We start from the raw sequence: 18,965 nt of genomic DNA, 5'->3' as shown, positions 1-18,965 counted from the left end.
AAACAGTCTTTTTAAATTTCATATATTTCCATATGTTCTCTTTGTAGACGTTCATCAATAGCTTCCATCTGTCCATCCGCATAAGGAATGACAGTGACGCTCATATCATCTAGACATAGACAATTGAGCTGTCCTCTATCCGCAACTGCTAATCCTCCATCGATGCCGATCTTATTATGGAATTCTGGATCATGCCATACATTGAATGATCCATCATCATTAATAAAACATAGTGGCGTATGTCCAAAAACATAAATATAATCAGGATTACATTCACTTAAATAGAAGTATTCTCGAATCCAGCACAATAACTCTGGTTCCGTATCTTCTACTTTCTCAGCTTCAGGATCTACACCAGCATGTACCAGTACAAAATGTTTTCCTTTATAATCAAATTCAAAGAAATCTGGAAGATGATCAATGAACTCAATAATCTCTTCAACAAATGTTCTCCTGTTATCAAAATATTCATCATAGCTGATCGCATTCTTCTGAAGAAATTCTCGAATACTATCAACCGTCTTAAGTCCACCGTTTTGTTTCCATAGACGATAAGGATTATTACGTTCATCATCGAGATTATTATATTTCATTGCCTGAGCAAGCGATTGTCTCATCATGATTTCATGATTACCTTTACACATATGAATATTATCCATCGCTTTTACAAAATAATAAATATCAATACTGTTAGGACCACGATCCATGATATCGCCTAATATATAAAGTTCATCTTCATCAGAAAACTCTATTTTTTCTAATAAAAGCTGCAATAACACAAACTGACCATGAAGGTCAGAAATTACAAATTTTCTTCCCATGTGTCATCACCCGCCTCTTGTATATTTTATCATACCGCAATGCAACTGTGAACAAATCTACAAATGCCCTTCAATTTTTTTTGATTTCTATGTTATGATGAAAATGGTGATTAAACATGGATAATTTCTTTTCAGAGATTTATGCACCCATCATCTTTAAATGGCTTTCTTTTCAAGAAAGCAGTGATGGCATTAAGATCTCTACAATCTATAATAATGAAATGTATCAGACTATCCTTTTTGATATGACTGACTACAAGGGTACAATGACATTATGGGCAAAGGGCATTATTGAAGAACAGATTATCAATAAGACAACCCTACATTCTGTCTTCTATTTGCATTATCAGTTTCAGAATATTCCTCATTTCATGAAGATGTATCGTGAATTTTATGATTCACTAGTAAAGCATGCGCGTGAAAAGACAATCCGAATTGGACTTTGCTGCAGTGGTGGTTTTACTGCGACCACGATGGCACAAATGTCCAATGAAGCGATTCGTCTTTCTGATCTTCCTTTTCATGTTGAACCATTGGCATTTTATCAGCTTGAAGAAAAGATCAATGACTATCAGTTTATCTATCTTGCTCCACAGATTCATCATAAGTTCTTCTCTGTGCAGGACAAACATATTATAAGACTTGATCCTTTGATCTATGCAACGAGGGATATTTATAAATTCATCAAGGATATAGAAAAAAGAGCGTATGAATAGCGCTCTTTTTTATAGATCTTTAAAATGGAAAGATGAAGCACCTGATGCATAATCAGCGACAATCTGACCTTTACCGACTAGCTGATATTTATAAGTGATCAATCCTTCTAGTCCAACTGGTCCTCTTGCATGAAGCTTAGATGTACTGATTCCAACTTCGGCACCAAATCCATATCTAAAGCCATCCGCAAATCGTGTCGATACGTTCCAGTAGACACCTGCTGAATCAACCATAGCCATGAATTCTTTAGCTGTTGCTTCATTTTCTGTAATGATAGCATCTGTGTGATGTGAACCATAGAAGTTGATATGTTCAATGGCTTCTTTAACATCATCGACAAGCTTAATAGATACGACAAGATCAAGATATTCAGTGTGGAAATCGTCCATAATTTCCACGGAAATAATATCATTCACTTCTTCTGTACCTCTCATCTTGACACCATTATCCTCAAATGCAGCATTTAATACTGGCAATACTTCTTTAGCAACACTTCTGTTGACAAGAATAGTCTCAACCGCATTGCAGGCAGCAGTATATTGTGTTTTAGCATCAATAATGATAGGAACAAGTTTATTGATATCGTAATCTTTATCTACATAAATATGACAGATTCCATCCGCATGACCCATTACAGGAATTTTTGTGTTGTTCATAATATATTGTACAAACGCATTAGATCCTCTTGGGATAAGCAAGTCCACATCTTTTTCACATTTAAGAAGCTCATCAATTTCACTATGTGCTTCTGCCTGTGCAAGACAGTTTTCTGGAAGACCAGCCTTGATGGCTGCTTCTTTAATAAGAGTGAAAAGTGCCTTATTAGTATTGGCAGTTTCTTTTCCTCCCTTAAGAATAGCGCAGTTTCCACTCTTGATACAAAGTGTTGAAATCTGTACTAATGCATCTGGTCTTGCTTCAAAGATTACACCGATTACTCCGATTGGTACAGAGATACGTGTTAAAACTAGATCTTGATCTAATTCTCTTTTTAATAAGATTTTATGTAGTGGATCATTTAATGAAATTAACTGATCAATGCCAGCAATGACATCATGGAGCTTGTTTTCATCAAATTTAAGACGTTTTTTTACAGCTGGTGTTACACCATTTTCATCTGCGTATTTTAAATCTTCTTTATTGGCTTTAAAGATGTCTTCTTTATGTTCTTCTAAAGAAGCTTTAATCATCTCTAAAGCTTTATTTCTTTCTTCAACTTGAGTAGATGCAAGCTGTGGGGCATCTTTTTTCATCGCTTTAGCGATTTCTTTTACATTCATCGTCTCACCTCGTTTTTTTCATTCTATCATACTTTTCTATATCTGCTATATTTATTTGCATAATAAGTTGGTGCTTCTATTGTGATAGCTATGCATTCATCCTGAAATTCTTCTTTTATAAGCGTTGTTTCTCTGATCAGCTTTTTATAAAGATCCCCTTCTTCATAAGGAATATAGAGTGTTATTCTTTCTTCATCTTTATAGATGATCTTAATGATTTCATCTTCTAGCTTATCAATATGAAGATTGTTCTTAGCAGAAATAAATACATATGGATCTCTTGGAACAATGAATTCTGCCTGTTCGAGATCACATTTGTTATAGACGTAAAGCATCGGTGTTTCTACACCTAATTCTTTAAGTACCATATTGGTTACTTCAATTTGCTTATTGGCATATGGAGATGAGGCATCTACTACATGAAGAATAAGATCTGCTTCCTTGACTTCCTCTAAAGTTGATTTAAATGCTTCTATAAGATGATGAGGAAGCTGAGAAATAAAACCAACAGTATCACTCATAAGAATAGTACGATTATTTTTAAGTACCGCCTGTCGTGTAGATGTTTCAAGTGTCGCAAATAACATATCTTCGCTGTACACTTTCTTTTGTGTAAAAAGATTCAATAGTGTAGATTTTCCCGCATTGGTATAGCCTACCAAAGCGACCACCTTCATATTCTCACGACGTTTTCTTTGCGTCTGTCTTTCCTTCGTCACTTCTCTTAATTCCTTATAGACCTGTGCCATATGTCTTCTAATATGACGTCGTTCTATTTCTATCTGCTGTTCACCAGATCCTCTAAATCCCGATCCACCTTGCTGTGAATACATTTCTTCATGTGCCCCAGCTAGTCGTGGCAGTTCATATTTAAGGCGTGCCACTTCTACCTGAAGCTTCGCTTCTTTTGTACGTGCACGTGATTCAAATATTCTTAAGATCAGATCAGTACGATCTTTGACTTCGATGCCAAGTAGATCGGAGATGTTTCTTAACTGTAATGGAGTGAGTTCTTCATTGAAGATGACCATATCTTCATCTTCAATAAGATGTCTGATTTCCTTGATCTTACCAATCCCTACATATGTTGTTTTATTAGGATCAGCTGCCTGTGTGACAATGTGTGTAACTTCAATCTGACAGGCACGACATAGTTCTTTGAGTTCTTTTATAGAAATATCAAAGTCATAGTCTGTTGTATATTTTAATGCTACTAAAATTGCTTTCATTTAATCACCAACTTTAGAGTATCACGGGATTTCAACGAAATCCATAGAATATCTTTTCAAAGATATAAAAATGCACTATAATATAGTTAAGTAGTAACAATTACTACTTAAGGAGATATATCATGAGTGTAAAAATGCGGCAATCAAAACACAGAGATCTAATATTAGCTATATTAAATAGTGAATCAACACATCCGACAGCAGAGGAAATCTACAATAAGGCGAAAGAAGTCATCCCATATATTTCACTAGGAACAGTTTATCGTAATCTTAATGTTCTTGTTCAACATGATATTATAAGACAGGTGAAAAGCAATGATCAGACTGTTCACTATGATGGCAATCTCTCACCACACTATCATCTATTTTGTCAGACATGTGGGAAAATTGTAGATATATTCCCAGAAAAGGAGCTTCATCAAAAGCTCATTGAATCTGTAAAAAAATCGGGTGCCACCATCCACTACTCTCGCGTCAATTTTATTGACGAATGTGCTGATTGCGCAAAAAAGAAGGAGGAACAAAAGATATGAATCTCAAAGGTACAAAGACTGCAGAAAACTTAATGCATGCATTCGCAGGTGAATCACAGGCAAGAAACCGTTATACTTTCTGGGCTTCTATGGCTAAGAAAGATGGTTATGTTCAGGTTCAGAATATTTTTGAAGAAACTGCTAACCAGGAAAAAGAACATGCAAAACGTCTTATGAAATTATTAAATGCAGGTGGTTTAAAGGGTGAAACTATTCCAGTAGAAGGTAGCTTCCCTGTACTTATGGGTACTACTGAAGAAAATCTTAAGGCTGCAGCTGCTGGTGAAAACGAAGAATGGACTGATATGTATCCATCATTCGCTAAAACAGCTGAAGAAGAAGGTTTCCCTGAAATTGCTGCTGTATTAAGAGCAATCGCTCGTGCTGAAAAGATGCATGAAGATCGTTATCTTCATCTATTAAAGAACATCGAAGAAGGCAAAGCTTTCAAGAAAGATGAAAAAGTATTATGGAAGTGCAATAACTGCGGTTTTGTTGTTGAAGCTGAAGCTGCTCCAGAAAAATGTCCAGCTTGCGACCATCCACAGTCATTCTTTGAAGAATATAAATTCTTTGATTAAAAAAGAGGTGTAGGACACATGTCCTACACCTTTTATTCTTCTATTTCTTCTTTATATTTTAACAATAATGAAGAAAGTTCAGGATAATGCCATTTTGCTGGAAGAACATCAAACGCTTTACGTTCTCTCATTTCTCCATCACTTAATGGATCTAATTCATAGACTGTTGCTAGAAAAGCCATTCCCTTCTTTTCATTATAAATAAAATCACACATCGGCTGAAGATTAAAGCCGCATGCTCCTGATTCATTATATAAAATACGTCGTGCCGCACTAGATGGAATCTCTCCTTCTTCCAATGCTCCACCCTGAAATTCCCAGGCCGGATTCTTCTTTTCTCTGCTTAATAATAGTTTTCCCTGATAGTACGATAATATCACAACAACATCATACTCTTTTAATGATTCACTAGGAAACGTAGTATTTTCCATTTCACTTTCACCCTCCACATTCTTTTATAAAGAATGTCTTACCTTTCGATAAAGAAACTGTAATACAATATTAACAACTACAATCAAGAATAATATTCCTATTAGACAATGATTAAAAAACATTTCTGGAAAAATGCGTATAATGGGATCTTTAACTGGATCAATAAGCCAATAGTTATTTCTAAAAAGCATTTGATGCATCAAGATGAATGCTTCATCAAAAGATGTTAATGATAAAAAACCAAAGAAAGCCACAATGACCACTGAGATTTTTCCTGTCACATTAAGGAATTCAACGTTGCTTTCTTTAAGGTGACTTCTTATCATAAATGATAAGATAACTACATCAATAATAAAGAACACCTGCAAAAATGCATAGATGGCTTTTACATCCTTAAAATGAATCAATGTTTCCTTTGTTAAAGTAAAATAAGGAACTTGCAAAGGTTCTTTTGCAAACAATGTAAGATAATGGCATATTGTCGTTAAGCTCTTCACCATCTGGGCATTGCTTAATCCTGTATATCCTTCTAGATCATAAGAAGAAATACCCACCTGATAAATAATTGGACAAAACGTCACCAAAAGAACAGCTCCTATAATAATTGCTAATGAAAAAAGCAAGCCCGTAAAGATATCTTTCCCTCTTGCATTATTTAAGAAATATCTCATATTATTCTCCCTTACCCCCTATTATATCACGATATAAAGAAAAGCACTTCATTAATTTTGAAGTGCTTTAAATTTCTATTCAGCTTCTCTAAGCAGAAAGTCTTCTCCCTTTTGTACTTCATGTCTTACCAATTGAGGGAAATCCTGCTGACGAAGACATTCATAAATACCAATAGCAACAGTATTTGATAAGTTAAGAGAACGTGAAGACGCAAACATTGGAATTCTGACACATTCATCAAGATGATCTCTTAGGATATCATGAGGAATTCCATCATGTTCATGTCCAAAGAATAGATAATGTTCTCCTTCTTGTGTATAGTCTTCTTCTGTATATGTACGATTAGAATATCTTGTATAGAAATGATAATATCCTTTATTCTTAGATACAAAATCTTCCCAGTTTTCATAAACTGTTAAATTAAGATCCTTAATATAATCCAATCCTGCTCTTTTCATATGCTTATCATCCAATGAAAAGCCTAATGGCTTAATCAAATGAAGATGTGTGTTAGTAGCAACGCATGTTCTCATGATATTGCCAGTATTTTGTGGAATAGCTGGATGTACAAGTACAATATGATTCATTTATTGATGCTCCTTTAATATCTTATATAGCTTCTTTAATGCTTTTGCACGATGAGAATGCTGATTCTTTTCTTCTAGACTCATTGTGGCTGATGTTTTCTTAAGTGGTGGGAAATAGAAGATTGGATCATAGCCAAAACCATTTTCTCCTTCAATACGATCATTGATTTCTCCCTCAAAAGATTCCTGAATAGTAATTGTTTCTTCTCCTGGAATCGCAAGTGCCATTGCACAAATAAATCTAGCAGTACGTTCTTTTCCTGCAACCTTATCAATGATAGCCTGGTTCTTGATGCTATAAGGAGTATCTTCTCCCATCCATCTTGAAGAATAAATACCAGGTGCTTTATCTAAGGCATCTACTTCTAATCCAGAATCGTCTGCCAATGTTGGCTTATTGATCATCTTCATAACTGTTTCAGCTTTAATAACTGCATTTTCAACAAATGTTTTACCAGTTTCTTCTACATCTGGATTATATCCAAGAACATCTTTAATAGAGATTACTTCAATACCAATGCCTTCAAGCATCGCCTTTATTTCTCTTATTTTTCCTTTATTGGTAGATGCAACTACAATCTGTTTCATCCTCTCACCTCTTTCTTTATCATTTATACAACACATGAAATAGATTGTCAAAATTCTTACTAAAAAAGAAGAAGAAATCATTCTTCTATGCTATGCTTTTAAAAAGGAGAGATTCTCATGATAAATAAATTAATTATTAATTCAGACGATTTAGGGATGACTCCCTCTATTACCAAGGGAATCATCGATGGCTATAAAGAAGGTGTCATCACTTCAACCACTGTTCTTATGAACAGTCCCTATGCTAAAGAATCATTGGAAGCTGTTAAAGACCTTAATATTGGTGTAGGTGTTCATCTCAACGTTACTTTTCTTAAACCCTTGACTCAAGGAAAAAGCTTTCTTATTGATAATCGCTTCAAAAAGCCACATGAGTATGACCATATAAACATTGATGCAGAAGAACTCTATGAAGAATGGAAAGCTCAGATTGATGCTTTTATTAAAATGACAGGACATAAGCCAACGCATCTTGATGCGCATCATAATATCCAAGATTATTATCCTGATGTCTATAGAAGATTATCTAGAAAATATGATCTTCCTGTACGTAAGCTTAATCATGTCATCAATGATTATGAACCTGTTCCCGTTATTCATTTCAAGGATGATCTATGCCACATTGAAGATTTCGCTAAAATATGTGAATCACATACAGGTACTATTGAAATCATGACTCATTCTGGCTATTGTGATGATGAACTTGAAAAGCTTTCTAGTTATTCAACAGGTAGAGAAGAGGAACTTTCTTTTTGGAAAGATCCTCTTGTTAAAGAGTATCTTAACAATAACAACATTAAACTTATTTCATTTAAAGACATAAAAATCAGTCCCCATGAGGACTGATTTTTTACTTATCTTCTTTTAATATTTCAGCAGCACTTGTCAAAGTTCCAGCTAATCCCTGAAGATTGCTTGGCACGATGATCTTAGTAGCTGTACCATTTGAAAGATCTTTTAATGCTTTTAATCCTTCTAGCTGTACATAAGCATCATTTGGATTTGCAGCATTGATATAGTTGATAGCTTTTCCTTGTGCTTCATAGACAAGTCTTAAAGCTTCAGCCTGACCTTCAGCTCTTGCGATAGCTGCTTCTTTTTCAGCAGTAGCTCTTAATACCAATGATTCTTTGTCACCCTGGGCATTAAGGATAGCAGCCTGCTTACGGCCTTCGGCCACAAGAATCGCTTCACGTCTTTCACGTTCAGCACGCATCTGTTTTTCCATGGCTTCCTGAATATCTCTAGGTGGAATGATATTCTTAACTTCTACACGGTTAACCTTGATTCCCCAAGGATCAGTTGCTTCATCTAGGATAGAACGCATTCTTGAATTGATGATATCTCTTGAAGTTAATGTTTCATCTAATTCAAGTTCACCGATAATATTACGTAAAGTAGTGGCTGTCAATGTTTCAATCGCATTGATTGGTCTTACAACGCCATAAGTAAATAACTTTGGATCTGTAATCTGGAAATAAACAACAGTATCAATCTGCATTGTAACATTATCTTTAGTGATAACTGGCTGTGGCTGGAAATCCATAACCTGTTCTTTTAATGAGACACGATTACTGATGCGATCTACAAATGGCACCATGATATGAAGACCAACATTCATTGTGTGATTGTAGGCACCTAATCTTTCAACAACATAAGCATAAGACTGTGGCACGATCTTAATAGTGTTTAATACGATAATAATAACAATAATAATGAATACTGCACTTAAAATAAAACCAAATGGCATAAAAATTTTCCTCCTATATTTCTTCTACGATAAGATGATTGCCCTCAATGGCTAACACCTTAACTTGACTACCTTCAGTAATCTCATCCTTTGTTTTACTTAATGCACGCCATGTACCATTAAGTAATTTTACTTCTCCCATTTCATAAGCAGTAAGGCTCTTAGTGACAACACCCTTCTTGCCAATCAGACGATCTACATTTGTCTTGGTGATCTGACCGTGCAACATTTTACTTGCTAGCGGTCTTGTTAATACCAATGTCAACAAGCTTCCTAAGACAAAGATGATAATCTGTACAGAAAGACTTGCCTTTAAGCAGGCCGCAATTAATGCTAAAAGACTACCAAAAGCAAACCAGATGCTCACTAATGCAACTGTCGCGATTTCAAATACAACCGCAACGGCTAATACAATGCCCCATACAAGAATTGGACTCATGATATGCCTCCTTCTTTATAATCAATAACCAGGATATCCTGTCTTTGGTCATACTGTCCTTTAAATTTATAACATCCGTGCTTGTTAAAATCTAAAGGAATAATATCCGCAATCATCTCCATAAAGGCCTTATTGCTGATACGACCATAGGATTTGCCAAGAGACAGTTTAAAGTAACAATCACTTGCATAGAGATTCTGATCAATCTCTTCTTTTGAAAGTGGCTTGATGCCAATCTGATGCTGTGACTCATCTACACCTAGAAGTACATAGTTCACATCATCAAAATAACGACATGCCACTTTATTTAAAGTGATATTAGTGGGATAGAATGATACCACTGAAGCAACTGTTTCATTGGTGCTCCATTTAAAGTTCATATTGCCACCTCCTGATTACATTATATTATTAAAATTATTTTTGTTCAATATAATTATCAGAAATATATAAATTATAATACCAATTAATTATGATACGTGCAATTAACGCTGAAATAAAGCCAATAATTGCTCCTCCAAGTACATCTGTTGGATAATGAACAACCAGATAATTTCTACTAAATCCCATCAATATGACAAGAAGAAAAGCGAGCCAGCTATACTTCTTGTTTGTATAAAAGAAAACAGCCCCCATTGCTGCCATTGTCGTAGAGACATGTCCAGATGGGAAAGAATACTCGCGCATTGCTAATCCACCAACATATTTCCACCAGTTGTAATAATCCACATTTCCTGACTGGTATGGTCTTAATCTACCAACGATGATTTTTAATCCTAGATTAGTAAACAAGAAATTAATAAGTATCGCTATCAACATCGCTGTTCCTACTTTTCTTGTTTTCTTGATACATATTAATATGATAGAAATCCATACAATCGGAAATAAGGCATGAGAATCACATAGATAACTGATAAAACGAATAAATGGTGTAAATCTATTACCAGTCATAAGTGCAAATTCATGAATCAGCTTTAATATAGTATAGTCAATAAAATGAATCATACTTTCCTCCTAAGAAAATGAACAGATTACTTCATTTTATAAAAAGCCGCAATCTGTTCATATAATTTGGTACAATTGTACGAGGCAAACACCGTTGGGTCTATTGGTTCAACATGACACTGCGGTGCGATCTGTTTTATATGTGAAAGTGAATATCTTACCTGTGGGGCAATAAGAATCAAATCATACTGATCGGCGATATAGTCAATATCTTCTACTGCCGCTGCATCTATTTCATAATGAAGATGTCTTAATGACAAGTATTCCATCATTCTTGTCTTGAAGAAGCTTGTTGTCATACCACCACTACATGAAAGAAGAATTTTATGTGTCTTCTTTTGTTTCTGATGGGATAAGTATTCAATGAAGACATTAAACATCTTTTTACCATGGGCATAATCATTAAAAGAATAAAAGAGATAAAAGATGTTTTCTTCGTTCTTCTTGATGCTTTCTTCAATGATATCACCATAAACATGTATTTCTGCTTTGCAGTCATGATATGTGATCACTATTTTATTGTCATATTCTTCATATTGCCACAATGCATTGCTGATAATCTGATAATGCATCCACTTCTTAAAGATATCAATGTTTGCTTTCATATAATAACCTCTTTTTGTATTATATCAAAATTGATACACTATGTCTCTATTGTGTTATAATAAGCTAGGTGATTAAAATGAAAGAAATTATAGCTTTACAAGAACAACTAAAGAAAAATAATATCGCTTATTACATTGTTCCTACTGATGATGATCATCAGAGTGAAATGGTTGGCGATTATTATCAATTCAGAAAATACTTATCCCACTTTACTGGTTCAGCCGGTACTCTTTTAGTGGGACAGGAAGATGCTTATCTATGGACTGATGGGCGTTATTTTATTCAGGCAGAACAGGAACTTCCTGAGAATGTGAAACTCATGAAAATGAGACAGCCTAATGTTCCTACTATTCATGATTTTCTTGTTTCACATCTTCGTACTGGAGATCGTCTAGGATTTGATGGACAGGTTATGAATGCCTCTTTCCTTATTGATCTTGAAGAAGAAATGAATATTGAACTAGTAGATACAGACATGACTTTTATCTGGGAAAATCGTCCAGAACGTTCTCATGAAAAAGCCTTCTACTATGATGATGCTTATCATGGTACTGATGTGAAAGAGAAGCTTTCTTTATTAAGAGACTATATGGCAAATGTGGGGACTACATCACATTTGATTGCATCACTAGATGATATTTGCTGGTTATTTAATATTCGTGGACATGATATTGCATGTTCTCCTGTGGTCTTATCTTTTGCGCTTATTGAAGATGATCAGGCAACACTTTATCTTCAAAGAGAAGCTTACGATGATGATATGGAAACATTCTATAATGCTAAAGGTGTCACTATCAAAGATTATGATGAAATCTATCATGATGTTAGTCTATTGGAAGGACAGCTTCTTGTAGATTTAAGTGCCATCAACTATAAGCTTTATGCTTCCATTTCATGTGAAATGTATGATTCTGAGAATCCTACACAGTATTTTAAATGTATTAAGAATGATACTGAAATTAAGAATACAACTCATGCACATATCAAGGATGGTGTCGCTGTTACACAATTTATGTATTGGCTTAAGCATCACAAGATGACTGATGAAGATACTGAAGTCAGCATTGCGGATAAGCTTGAATCATTTAGAAAGAAGCAGTCATTATATCTTGAACCTTCTTTTGATACTATTTGTGCATACAAGGAAAATGGTGCCATCATTCATTATCATGCTACTAGCGATCATTGTGCTAGAGTCTACAATAAAGGTATGCTGATGATTGACTCTGGCGGACAGTATCTTGATGGAACAACTGATATCACAAGAACATTTGTTCTTGGGGAATTAAGTGAAGATGAAAGAAGAGATTTCACTCTTGTATTGAAGTGCTTCTTGAACTTAATGAATCTAAAGTTCCCACATGGTATGACTGGTATTAACATTGATACTGTCGCAAGAGCTCCATTATGGGAATATGGTATGGACTTTAGACATGGTACTGGTCATGGTGTTGGTCATTTCCTTAATGTACATGAAGGTCCACAGGGTATTCGTCCTTATGATGAAGAACCTACTACAATTGAACCAGGAATGATCACAAGTGATGAACCTGGATACTATAAACCTGATGCTTATGGTATTAGACATGAGAATCTTCTTCTTTGTGTTAAAGATGAAGAAACTGAATATGGACAGTTCCTTTCATTTAAGCCATTGACATTGGTTCCTATTGATCTAGATGGTGTAGATGTATCCCTTCTTTCACCAAAACAGAGAACATGGCTTAATGATTATCATAAGAAAGTCTATGATACGCTTCATTCCTTCTTAAATGAAGATGAAAGAGCTTGGCTAAAAGAAGCTACTAAAGCAATTTAAAAGGAGACATAAGTCTCCTTTTTTTATAGCTCAAGCTGTTCCATAAGAACCTTATTTTTTTCTATCATGCCAAAGATGAATGCACCGATAAGCAAGATCGCAAATTCACCTGCAAATACATAGAAGATATTTAAGAATAATGGTAACTCTTTAAATAATATTGTTAATTCTGCGCCAACGATAATGCCGTTGAATACGCCTCCTGCAATAGCTGCAAGATAACGATTTGATAGGGCGTTCATCGCCAATAATGTTAAAATTGTTGCAACTGTACCAAAGCATACATCCCATAATCCAAGTGGTGAGAATAAGTTAGCTATTATGCATCCTAGTACTAATCCTGGGATGTACTTTTTATTGTAAAAAGCTAAAAAGATAATGATTTCTGATACTCTCAACTGAACTGCACCATATGCGATTGGTGAAATAGCTAATGTCATTACTGCGTATATTGCTGCAATAATCGCATTAAATGCTATTGTCTTTACTTTACTATCCATAATTATCACCTTCCAAAAGATAATGCCAGTTTTGCACTGGCATTAAAGATTTTCTCCATTTGATTCAATGACTTTCTTATACCAATAATAAGAATACTTCGGTATACGTTTTAGTGTACCGCTGTTTTCTTCTTCATCACGATCGACATAAACGAGTCCATAGCGTTTCTGATAGCCATTAAGCCAGCTTAATACATCTGTAAATGACCATACACAATAAGAAAGAATACGACATCCTTCATCGCAGGCTTTCTTTAATTCTTTTATATGTTCTCGTAAATAATCTACACGATAAGGATCATGAATTTTCCCATCTTCTATTTTATCAAATGCACCTAAGCCATTTTCTGAAATGATGATGGGCAGATCATATCTTGATGTAATATCACGACAGGCAAAACGTAAACCAGAAGGATCAATAGCCCAGTCCCAGTCCGTCTTATCTAGGAAATCATTTGATGGATTCATATATAAGCCCGGAATTCCTGTTACTGCCTTCGTACCTTTTTTACCCGAATTGTTTTCGCCATTGAGATTATTGACACCTTGCGGCGGATTGTAGGCCACCGTTGTTGTCTGGTAATAGTTTACTCCCATAAAATCTATAAGTAAAGCTGAACGTTTAAGGATATCTTCATCCCATGGCTCCATTTCTATTTTTACATTCAATGATTCAAGATATGATAACGCAGCACGTGGATATCTGCCATAGGCGTAGACATCCATCCAGTAGTAGGACTGCAAAGTATCATAATCCTGCTTGCTTAAGGCATCTTCTGGTTTATTAGTTAACGCATAGGAAGGTGAAAAAGCAAACGAAGATCCAACTAATGCATCATCATACATTTCCTTAAGTGCAAGAACACTGTAGGCATGTGCCATAAATACATGATGGTTGACCTGATAGAACATTTTTAAATCATTGATTTTTCCTGGTGGATGAGTCCCAAGCATCCAGCCATGACTGGTAAATACATTCTGTTCATTCATGATAATCCAGTGTTTTACTCGATCACCATAATGACTAAAGCACACTTTCGCATAGTTTACGAAATCATCAACACTTTGGCGGCTCTCCCATCCACCATACTGATCTATAAGCGATTGTGGCATATCCCAATGATAAAGAGTTACCATTGGCTTAATCTTGTATTTTATACATTCATTGATTAAATCATCATAAAACTGAAGGCCTTTTTCATTCAGTTTCCCATTTCCCTCGGGAAAGATTCTGCTCCAGGAAATAGAGAAGCGGTAGGTTTTTAGGCCAATGTAGGCCATCAGTTTAACATCTTCCTTGTAGCGATGATAATGATCAACTGCTACATCCCCTGTTGTCCCCTTAAAAGTCTTACCGGGGATTTTGACAAATGCATCCCAAGATGAAAGTCCTTTTCCATCTTCATCATAAGCTCCTTCTACCTGATAGGCAGCTGAAGCTGCACCCCAAAGAAAATCTTCAGGAAAACCTTTAGATTCTTTAATATACATTATTTTCTCCTAAATATGTTTAGCAAGAAAATCTTTTAATAAATTAGAATAGCTTTCATCCTGATTCATTTCATAGAAATGATTTTCTTTGATAGGGAACAATGATGCATCTGAAGCATTGTTGTTGTAAAGATCGAATACGCGCTTAAAATTAACATTCTTTTCATTCTTAGAATGAATAAAGATAGTTGGAATAGTATTGTTCTTTACATCTTCAACAGCATCAAGACGCTTGATATCCAATCCTGATTCCTGCTTGATGACTCTTCTTAAAATAGGAGCAGAAAATTTGCTATTGATCTTATACTTCTTAAAAAGAAGATCAGTTAAATAGTGAGATACATTATCACATGCACCATCGCTTACGATGGCACTAACATTCTGTAATTCACGAGTTGCACTTGCACGCAAGATCGCATTAGCACCAAGGTTCTTGCCATAAAGGATAAAGCGCTGCTGTGAACCTAGTTTCTTTAATAAGAAACGATTCCACAAGATCAGATTCTTGGCATCCTTTTCACCAAAGCTTCTAAGATAGCCATCGCTCATGCCATGACTTTCACTATCCAATAAGACAATATTTGTTTCTGGCAGCATTTTTTCGAAATGCTGAGCACATTCAATAAGTGAAGAAGCATTCTCTTTTATTTCATGTAACATAATCAGTGTTCTATCAGCGTGATTATGTTTAATAAGATAACCATATAGAACCATGCCTTCTTCATTTTTTAATTGCATTTCTTCTACATCAAGCACATCAAGATCAGTTCGATCAATTTCATTTCTATAAAGCATATCTTTTGCAAATTCACTTGTTGCCTTATACATTGCTGCTACGCTTGCAAATGCTCCAGCAACGACACCGCCAACTAGCCATTTCTTGTTTTTCATCTATACCACTCTCCAAAGTTATCCAATAGTAATCTATTAATATTAACAATCTGTTCAAATGAAGACTGTCTAAATTTCTCATTTTCCATACGTCCCGCAAAGAACTTGATAGCACCGATCAGCTCAGCTTTTACTCTTGGTCTCATTTCTTGAGGGAATGAGGAAATAGGGAAACATGTGAAAATAAATGTATTAAAGTCTGTGTGGAACACATCGATTAAAACTTCATACCCTTCTGTTTTAAGAAGTGCATTTCCTAATGCTAAATCTAAATCAGAATCAGCTAATGTCATCATGTTGTTCATAATGATTCTAAATACATTTCTTACAACACCGTGGTAGTTTTCTACATCATTCTTGAAGATGTAATACAAATATGAGAATACAAGGTTTGCATCTTTATTGTGATCATCATTTACATCATAGAGGACAAAAGTCTTCTTTAACTGAACAATAAGATCATTGACGACCATCACTGATTCAGATAAAGCCAATGCCCCAAAATCTGTCATGATACAGAATGTAAAACGTTCATTACGACAAAGTTTTTCAACAATGTCCAAGAAACGTTCTTTTGCATACTTGTAGAATTCTCCTACATGTTCACATACTTTACGTATAATTTCTCTGATGTAGTAAAGATGGTACTGATATTCTGTATTCAGATACTTTGATGCTGGTGAAATCCATTCATGTTCATAAAGAATATTTTCTAAAAGAAGATTCATTGTTTCAAGATAAGCATCATAACGTCGACGTTCTCTTAGCTTTCTTAATGCTGGAATGAAGATCTTATAGAAATCATCCACTGTCTTCTGGGAAATGCCATTATGGTATTTCATATACTCATAGACATTTACATAATCAATTGGGGCCATGAAGACTTCAAAGCACTGTTCTCCATCAATATAGTTTTCATAGAGTGAGTAGTGCAACAATTTAGGATAAGATTCATTATGTAAGATATGTTTTAATGAATCATTGATAATATGCTGCTTTTCCTGTTCATTCAAGTTTTCAGTAAAATGAGCTTTTACTTCTTTCTCACAGGCAATATCTACGAAAATGTCAATCTTTCTGAAGTTAGCATCCAACATGTAGTAATGACATTTATACTCATGTTCACCCGTACGATAGCCGCATAAATACTTATAGCGTCCCTCATAAGAGCTCTCATGATCTTCGATATATTTTTTTATTACATTCGTATTTACTGGCATAGCAACCTTCCTTAAAATGCACCTCTCGCTTTCTTGAAGCGATGGTAAAAATTCTTCTTGATATACTCATTGGCATAGAAACGAATATTTTCACTATCGTAATCTCCTCCTGCCAATAGACACGTATCCATTATTTCAATCGTTAGTTCACGGAAATCCTGTTCACTTAAATCGTAAAGCTGATCTTTAAATACATCTTTAACGATTGCAAGACTATCCTCAAAAAACGGCTCTTTATCAATATTATATTCCATATTAGCACCTCTAGACTGATTATAACATGAATACGCTTGCTTTTCACAATAAAGTAACTATGTGAACTCTACATGAAAAAAATCCGTTATTACAAAAAACGGATTTCTTCTGTCTTTTCTAGACCTAATTTATTAATGACATAACATGCTTCATCATATGTTCTATTATCATCTAATGCAGATGGTTCATGTGCATCAGTACCAATGATAATACGATTATTATGTTTCTTACATAATGCAAAGAAAGGCACACTTGGATAATCTCTTCCTGTCTTAAATCCAAGCAGATTGAATTCTAGTGGGATATCGAGTTCTTTTGCTTTTATACAGATCTTCTCCATCTCAGCAAGATGACGAGGATCTTTTTGATCATACGCGATAACATCAGGATGAGCAACATAGCTAAATAACCCAGTTTCCATTCCTTTGATAACCTGTGAAACATATTTCTTGACTGTTTCTAGATCTTTATCTGGAAAACCGTAGTATTCGCCATATTCATCACTTTCATCATAATGGTTTCCTAAAATGAGGTAATCAAGACCATATTTCTTGATAATATCTCTCATCCAGTCCATCTTATCTTCGAAGTATTCACATTCAAAACCGATTTTAATAGAAATTTGATCTTCATATTTCTCTTTTAAAGCTCTTATTGTTTGTACATATCCTTCGATTTCATCTTCTTCCATACGCATCGTAGGATGAAATGATGACTCATAATGCCATGGGGCATGATCAGAGAAACCTAATTCTGTATACCCCGCCTTAATAGCATTCTTGATATAGTCTTCTTCTTTGCCAATCGCATGCTTACAGCGATAAGTGTGTGTGTGATAATTCTTCATAACTGCTCCTAATACAATGGTAAATCTCCTGTTATCTTGTTGGCATCTTCAATATATAAAGGTTCAAGTGCCATACATGTATATGTTGGTTCACCATGGAACTCAGTATATCCTGCATCCTGAATCAATGAAGAAATAAAACCTAGTTCTTTTGCTTTATGATGCAATGCCAGTAGTTCTTCTTCACTATCTACATAGACGCAGACTTTCGCAACGCCTTTTTTGAACCATTGTGTAAGTGGTGTCATATCTTCACTTTCTATTGTCATATAGTCATCATCGTTGACGAGCTGATTAAATCTGTTTTCTTTTTTTAAGGCCATAAGCACTGCCTCTACACTCGCATGTGACGCCTGTGCTGCAATCTTGCCTTTTCTCATCTTGAGATCTCTTCTCATGATAATCATTTGTTTTGATTCATACATAAGATCATCCTCCATTTCTTTTGCATTATAGCACAAGAAGTGAACTACCACCCACCTAAAGGTAGGTGGCTTCTAAGAACCTGACGGTTCTATTTAAGAAGTTTGATATTTAAGTTTCCACCCGACAAGTCAGGCAATCCTTATTCTTACAGGCGTGTCCACTTCGCCTCTACCGTATAGGATGTTAACATCCACAACGCTACTTTTACGCATGATGTTCAATGCGCCATTAACATCCGCATTGATTATTTTCCCGCTTGCGGTTTTATATTGCCCTCTG

The 18,965-nt window shown here is 35.0% G+C and carries 24 protein-coding genes; 5 read left to right on the top strand and 19 right to left on the bottom strand.

The features are described from left to right. Window positions 1-11: 11 nt before the first annotated feature. The gene (locus T513_RS0104410) at window positions 12-821 is read right to left on the bottom strand and encodes a metallophosphoesterase (RefSeq protein ID WP_029069988.1); all 810 of its coding nucleotides are present in this window, start codon (window positions 819-821) and stop codon (window positions 12-14) included. A gap of 116 nt (window positions 822-937) precedes the next feature. Here T513_RS0104410 and T513_RS0104405 point away from each other — a divergent pair, with 116 nt between their 5' ends. Beyond that, on the top strand, window positions 938-1,537 hold the full coding sequence (locus T513_RS0104405; RefSeq protein WP_031589121.1) for a PTS sugar transporter subunit IIB: 600 nt from the start codon (window positions 938-940) through the stop codon (window positions 1,535-1,537). A gap of 9 nt (window positions 1,538-1,546) precedes the next feature. On the opposite strand, the gene T513_RS0104400 is transcribed toward T513_RS0104405, so the two are convergent. Both T513_RS0104400 and hflX read right to left on the bottom strand, forming a co-directional pair. Further along, window positions 1,547-2,818, bottom strand: a complete 1,272-nt coding sequence (locus T513_RS0104400; protein ID WP_031589120.1) for a glutamate-5-semialdehyde dehydrogenase — start codon at window positions 2,816-2,818, stop codon at window positions 1,547-1,549. A 26-nt stretch (window positions 2,819-2,844) separates the two neighbouring features. Continuing rightward, window positions 2,845-4,047 carry a GTPase HflX gene (gene hflX / locus T513_RS0104395; protein WP_031589119.1) on the bottom strand — a complete coding sequence of 401 codons (1,203 nt, stop codon included), beginning with the start codon at window positions 4,045-4,047 and terminating at the stop codon, window positions 2,845-2,847. 122 nt (window positions 4,048-4,169) lie between these two features. On the opposite strand from hflX, the gene T513_RS0104390 reads away from it, so the two are divergent. Next, complete coding sequence (locus T513_RS0104390; protein ID WP_031589118.1) at window positions 4,170-4,580, top strand: Fur family transcriptional regulator; 411 nt, start codon at window positions 4,170-4,172, stop codon at window positions 4,578-4,580. Then, window positions 4,577-5,161 carry a rubrerythrin gene (rbr, locus tag T513_RS0104385; RefSeq protein WP_029069983.1) on the top strand — a complete coding sequence of 195 codons (585 nt, stop codon included), beginning with the start codon at window positions 4,577-4,579 and terminating at the stop codon, window positions 5,159-5,161. The genes T513_RS0104390 and rbr overlap by 4 nt, the downstream gene beginning before the upstream one ends. Window positions 5,162-5,193: 32 nt before the next feature. Here rbr and T513_RS0104380 read toward each other — a convergent pair whose 3' ends face one another. From T513_RS0104380 to rdgB, 4 genes are all read right to left on the bottom strand, one after another. Continuing rightward, window positions 5,194-5,592, bottom strand: a complete 399-nt coding sequence (locus T513_RS0104380) for an NUDIX domain-containing protein (protein WP_029069982.1) — start codon at window positions 5,590-5,592, stop codon at window positions 5,194-5,196. Window positions 5,593-5,616: 24 nt separating this feature from the next. Further along, on the bottom strand, window positions 5,617-6,264 hold the full coding sequence (locus T513_RS0104375; RefSeq protein WP_031589116.1) for a TIGR01906 family membrane protein: 648 nt from the start codon (window positions 6,262-6,264) through the stop codon (window positions 5,617-5,619). Between the two features lie 75 nt (window positions 6,265-6,339). Beyond that, window positions 6,340-6,852 (bottom strand): tRNA (cytidine(34)-2'-O)-methyltransferase, encoded by a 513-nt coding sequence (locus T513_RS0104370; RefSeq protein ID WP_029069980.1) that lies wholly within the window; start codon window positions 6,850-6,852, stop codon window positions 6,340-6,342. Beyond that, entirely contained in the window at window positions 6,853-7,440 is a 588-nt protein-coding gene (gene rdgB / locus T513_RS0104365) for an RdgB/HAM1 family non-canonical purine NTP pyrophosphatase (protein WP_029069979.1), read from the bottom strand. A gap of 117 nt (window positions 7,441-7,557) precedes the next feature. Here rdgB and T513_RS0104360 point away from each other — a divergent pair, with 117 nt between their 5' ends. Further along, window positions 7,558-8,286 (top strand): ChbG/HpnK family deacetylase, encoded by a 729-nt coding sequence (locus T513_RS0104360; protein WP_031589115.1) that lies wholly within the window; start codon window positions 7,558-7,560, stop codon window positions 8,284-8,286. A gap of 4 nt (window positions 8,287-8,290) precedes the next feature. Here T513_RS0104360 and T513_RS0104355 read toward each other — a convergent pair whose 3' ends face one another. From T513_RS0104355 to T513_RS11700, 5 genes are read right to left on the bottom strand one after another with little or no spacing between them, the layout of a single operon-like run. Next, entirely contained in the window at window positions 8,291-9,190 is a 900-nt protein-coding gene (locus T513_RS0104355) for an SPFH domain-containing protein (RefSeq protein WP_029069977.1), read from the bottom strand. 13 nt (window positions 9,191-9,203) lie between these two features. Next, window positions 9,204-9,629 (bottom strand): NfeD family protein, encoded by a 426-nt coding sequence (locus T513_RS0104350; protein WP_029069976.1) that lies wholly within the window; start codon window positions 9,627-9,629, stop codon window positions 9,204-9,206. Beyond that, complete coding sequence (locus tag T513_RS0104345) at window positions 9,626-10,009, bottom strand: hypothetical protein (RefSeq protein ID WP_029069975.1); 384 nt, start codon at window positions 10,007-10,009, stop codon at window positions 9,626-9,628. Before T513_RS0104345 ends, T513_RS0104350 begins: the two co-directional genes overlap by 4 nt. Before the next feature lie 34 nt (window positions 10,010-10,043). Next, window positions 10,044-10,631 (bottom strand): phosphatase PAP2 family protein, encoded by a 588-nt coding sequence (locus T513_RS0104340; protein ID WP_051654386.1) that lies wholly within the window; start codon window positions 10,629-10,631, stop codon window positions 10,044-10,046. Between the two features lie 26 nt (window positions 10,632-10,657). Continuing rightward, a complete protein-coding gene (locus T513_RS11700) occupies window positions 10,658-11,236 on the bottom strand; it encodes a PTS sugar transporter subunit IIB (protein ID WP_051550696.1) in 579 nt (192 codons plus the stop codon). 77 nt (window positions 11,237-11,313) lie between these two features. Between T513_RS11700 and T513_RS0104330 the strand changes: the two genes are divergently transcribed. Beyond that, the gene (locus T513_RS0104330) at window positions 11,314-13,056 is read left to right on the top strand and encodes an aminopeptidase P family protein (protein ID WP_031589111.1); all 1,743 of its coding nucleotides are present in this window, start codon (window positions 11,314-11,316) and stop codon (window positions 13,054-13,056) included. 23 nt (window positions 13,057-13,079) lie between these two features. On the opposite strand, the gene T513_RS0104325 is transcribed toward T513_RS0104330, so the two are convergent. The 7 genes from T513_RS0104325 to pth2 form a co-directional block, all read right to left on the bottom strand. Further along, entirely contained in the window at window positions 13,080-13,556 is a 477-nt protein-coding gene (locus T513_RS0104325; RefSeq protein ID WP_031589109.1) for a QueT transporter family protein, read from the bottom strand. A 42-nt stretch (window positions 13,557-13,598) separates the two neighbouring features. Continuing rightward, entirely contained in the window at window positions 13,599-15,047 is a 1,449-nt protein-coding gene (locus T513_RS0104320) for a glycoside hydrolase family 1 protein (RefSeq protein ID WP_029072855.1), read from the bottom strand. 9 nt (window positions 15,048-15,056) lie between these two features. Then, entirely contained in the window at window positions 15,057-15,938 is an 882-nt protein-coding gene (locus tag T513_RS0104315) for an alpha/beta hydrolase family protein (RefSeq protein WP_031589108.1), read from the bottom strand. Next, a complete protein-coding gene (locus T513_RS0104310; protein WP_031589107.1) occupies window positions 15,935-17,158 on the bottom strand; it encodes a hypothetical protein in 1,224 nt (407 codons plus the stop codon). The genes T513_RS0104315 and T513_RS0104310 overlap by 4 nt, the downstream gene beginning before the upstream one ends. Before the next feature lie 11 nt (window positions 17,159-17,169). Beyond that, on the bottom strand, window positions 17,170-17,412 hold the full coding sequence (locus T513_RS0104305; RefSeq protein ID WP_029069969.1) for a hypothetical protein: 243 nt from the start codon (window positions 17,410-17,412) through the stop codon (window positions 17,170-17,172). 89 nt (window positions 17,413-17,501) lie between these two features. After that, window positions 17,502-18,260 carry a histidinol-phosphatase gene (locus tag T513_RS0104300; protein WP_031589106.1) on the bottom strand — a complete coding sequence of 253 codons (759 nt, stop codon included), beginning with the start codon at window positions 18,258-18,260 and terminating at the stop codon, window positions 17,502-17,504. Window positions 18,261-18,268: 8 nt separating this feature from the next. Then, the gene (gene pth2, locus T513_RS0104295) at window positions 18,269-18,685 is read right to left on the bottom strand and encodes an aminoacyl-tRNA hydrolase (protein ID WP_029069967.1); all 417 of its coding nucleotides are present in this window, start codon (window positions 18,683-18,685) and stop codon (window positions 18,269-18,271) included. Window positions 18,686-18,965 lie beyond the last annotated feature (280 nt).

It is taken from the genome of Kandleria vitulina DSM 20405 (genome assembly GCF_000702065.1).
Lineage (GTDB): Bacteria > Bacillota_I > Bacilli_A > Erysipelotrichales > Coprobacillaceae > Kandleria > Kandleria vitulina.
This window is presented reverse-complemented; position numbering and strand designations above follow the sequence as displayed.

What these genes read in the sequence shown, in the direction of transcription:
- T513_RS0104370 (WP_029069980.1), bottom strand. Translation starts at nt 6,852, where the DNA reads ATGAATCATATTGTACTTGTACATCCAGCTATTCCACAAAATACTGGC.
- T513_RS0104390 (WP_031589118.1), top strand. Translation starts at nt 4,170, where the DNA reads ATGAGTGTAAAAATGCGGCAATCAAAACACAGAGATCTAATATTAGCT.
- pth2 (WP_029069967.1), bottom strand. Translation starts at nt 18,685, where the DNA reads ATGTATGAATCAAAACAAATGATTATCATGAGAAGAGATCTCAAGATG.
- T513_RS0104355 (WP_029069977.1), bottom strand. Translation starts at nt 9,190, where the DNA reads ATGCCATTTGGTTTTATTTTAAGTGCAGTATTCATTATTATTGTTATT.
- T513_RS0104330 (WP_031589111.1), top strand. Translation starts at nt 11,314, where the DNA reads ATGAAAGAAATTATAGCTTTACAAGAACAACTAAAGAAAAATAATATC.
- T513_RS0104400 (WP_031589120.1), bottom strand. Translation starts at nt 2,818, where the DNA reads ATGAATGTAAAAGAAATCGCTAAAGCGATGAAAAAAGATGCCCCACAG.
- T513_RS0104360 (WP_031589115.1), top strand. Translation starts at nt 7,558, where the DNA reads ATGATAAATAAATTAATTATTAATTCAGACGATTTAGGGATGACTCCC.
- T513_RS0104345 (WP_029069975.1), bottom strand. Translation starts at nt 10,009, where the DNA reads ATGAACTTTAAATGGAGCACCAATGAAACAGTTGCTTCAGTGGTATCA.
- T513_RS0104320 (WP_029072855.1), bottom strand. Translation starts at nt 15,047, where the DNA reads ATGTATATTAAAGAATCTAAAGGTTTTCCTGAAGATTTTCTTTGGGGT.
- hflX (WP_031589119.1), bottom strand. Translation starts at nt 4,047, where the DNA reads ATGAAAGCAATTTTAGTAGCATTAAAATATACAACAGACTATGACTTT.
- T513_RS0104310 (WP_031589107.1), bottom strand. Translation starts at nt 17,158, where the DNA reads ATGCCAGTAAATACGAATGTAATAAAAAAATATATCGAAGATCATGAG.
- T513_RS0104340 (WP_051654386.1), bottom strand. Translation starts at nt 10,631, where the DNA reads ATGATTCATTTTATTGACTATACTATATTAAAGCTGATTCATGAATTT.
- rbr (WP_029069983.1), top strand. Translation starts at nt 4,577, where the DNA reads ATGAATCTCAAAGGTACAAAGACTGCAGAAAACTTAATGCATGCATTC.
- T513_RS0104405 (WP_031589121.1), top strand. Translation starts at nt 938, where the DNA reads ATGGATAATTTCTTTTCAGAGATTTATGCACCCATCATCTTTAAATGG.
- rdgB (WP_029069979.1), bottom strand. Translation starts at nt 7,440, where the DNA reads ATGAAACAGATTGTAGTTGCATCTACCAATAAAGGAAAAATAAGAGAA.
- T513_RS0104410 (WP_029069988.1), bottom strand. Translation starts at nt 821, where the DNA reads ATGGGAAGAAAATTTGTAATTTCTGACCTTCATGGTCAGTTTGTGTTA.
- T513_RS11700 (WP_051550696.1), bottom strand. Translation starts at nt 11,236, where the DNA reads ATGAAAGCAAACATTGATATCTTTAAGAAGTGGATGCATTATCAGATT.
- T513_RS0104305 (WP_029069969.1), bottom strand. Translation starts at nt 17,412, where the DNA reads ATGGAATATAATATTGATAAAGAGCCGTTTTTTGAGGATAGTCTTGCA.
- T513_RS0104325 (WP_031589109.1), bottom strand. Translation starts at nt 13,556, where the DNA reads ATGGATAGTAAAGTAAAGACAATAGCATTTAATGCGATTATTGCAGCA.
- T513_RS0104375 (WP_031589116.1), bottom strand. Translation starts at nt 6,264, where the DNA reads ATGAGATATTTCTTAAATAATGCAAGAGGGAAAGATATCTTTACGGGC.
- T513_RS0104350 (WP_029069976.1), bottom strand. Translation starts at nt 9,629, where the DNA reads ATGAGTCCAATTCTTGTATGGGGCATTGTATTAGCCGTTGCGGTTGTA.
- T513_RS0104380 (WP_029069982.1), bottom strand. Translation starts at nt 5,592, where the DNA reads ATGGAAAATACTACGTTTCCTAGTGAATCATTAAAAGAGTATGATGTT.
- T513_RS0104300 (WP_031589106.1), bottom strand. Translation starts at nt 18,260, where the DNA reads ATGAAGAATTATCACACACACACTTATCGCTGTAAGCATGCGATTGGC.
- T513_RS0104315 (WP_031589108.1), bottom strand. Translation starts at nt 15,938, where the DNA reads ATGAAAAACAAGAAATGGCTAGTTGGCGGTGTCGTTGCTGGAGCATTT.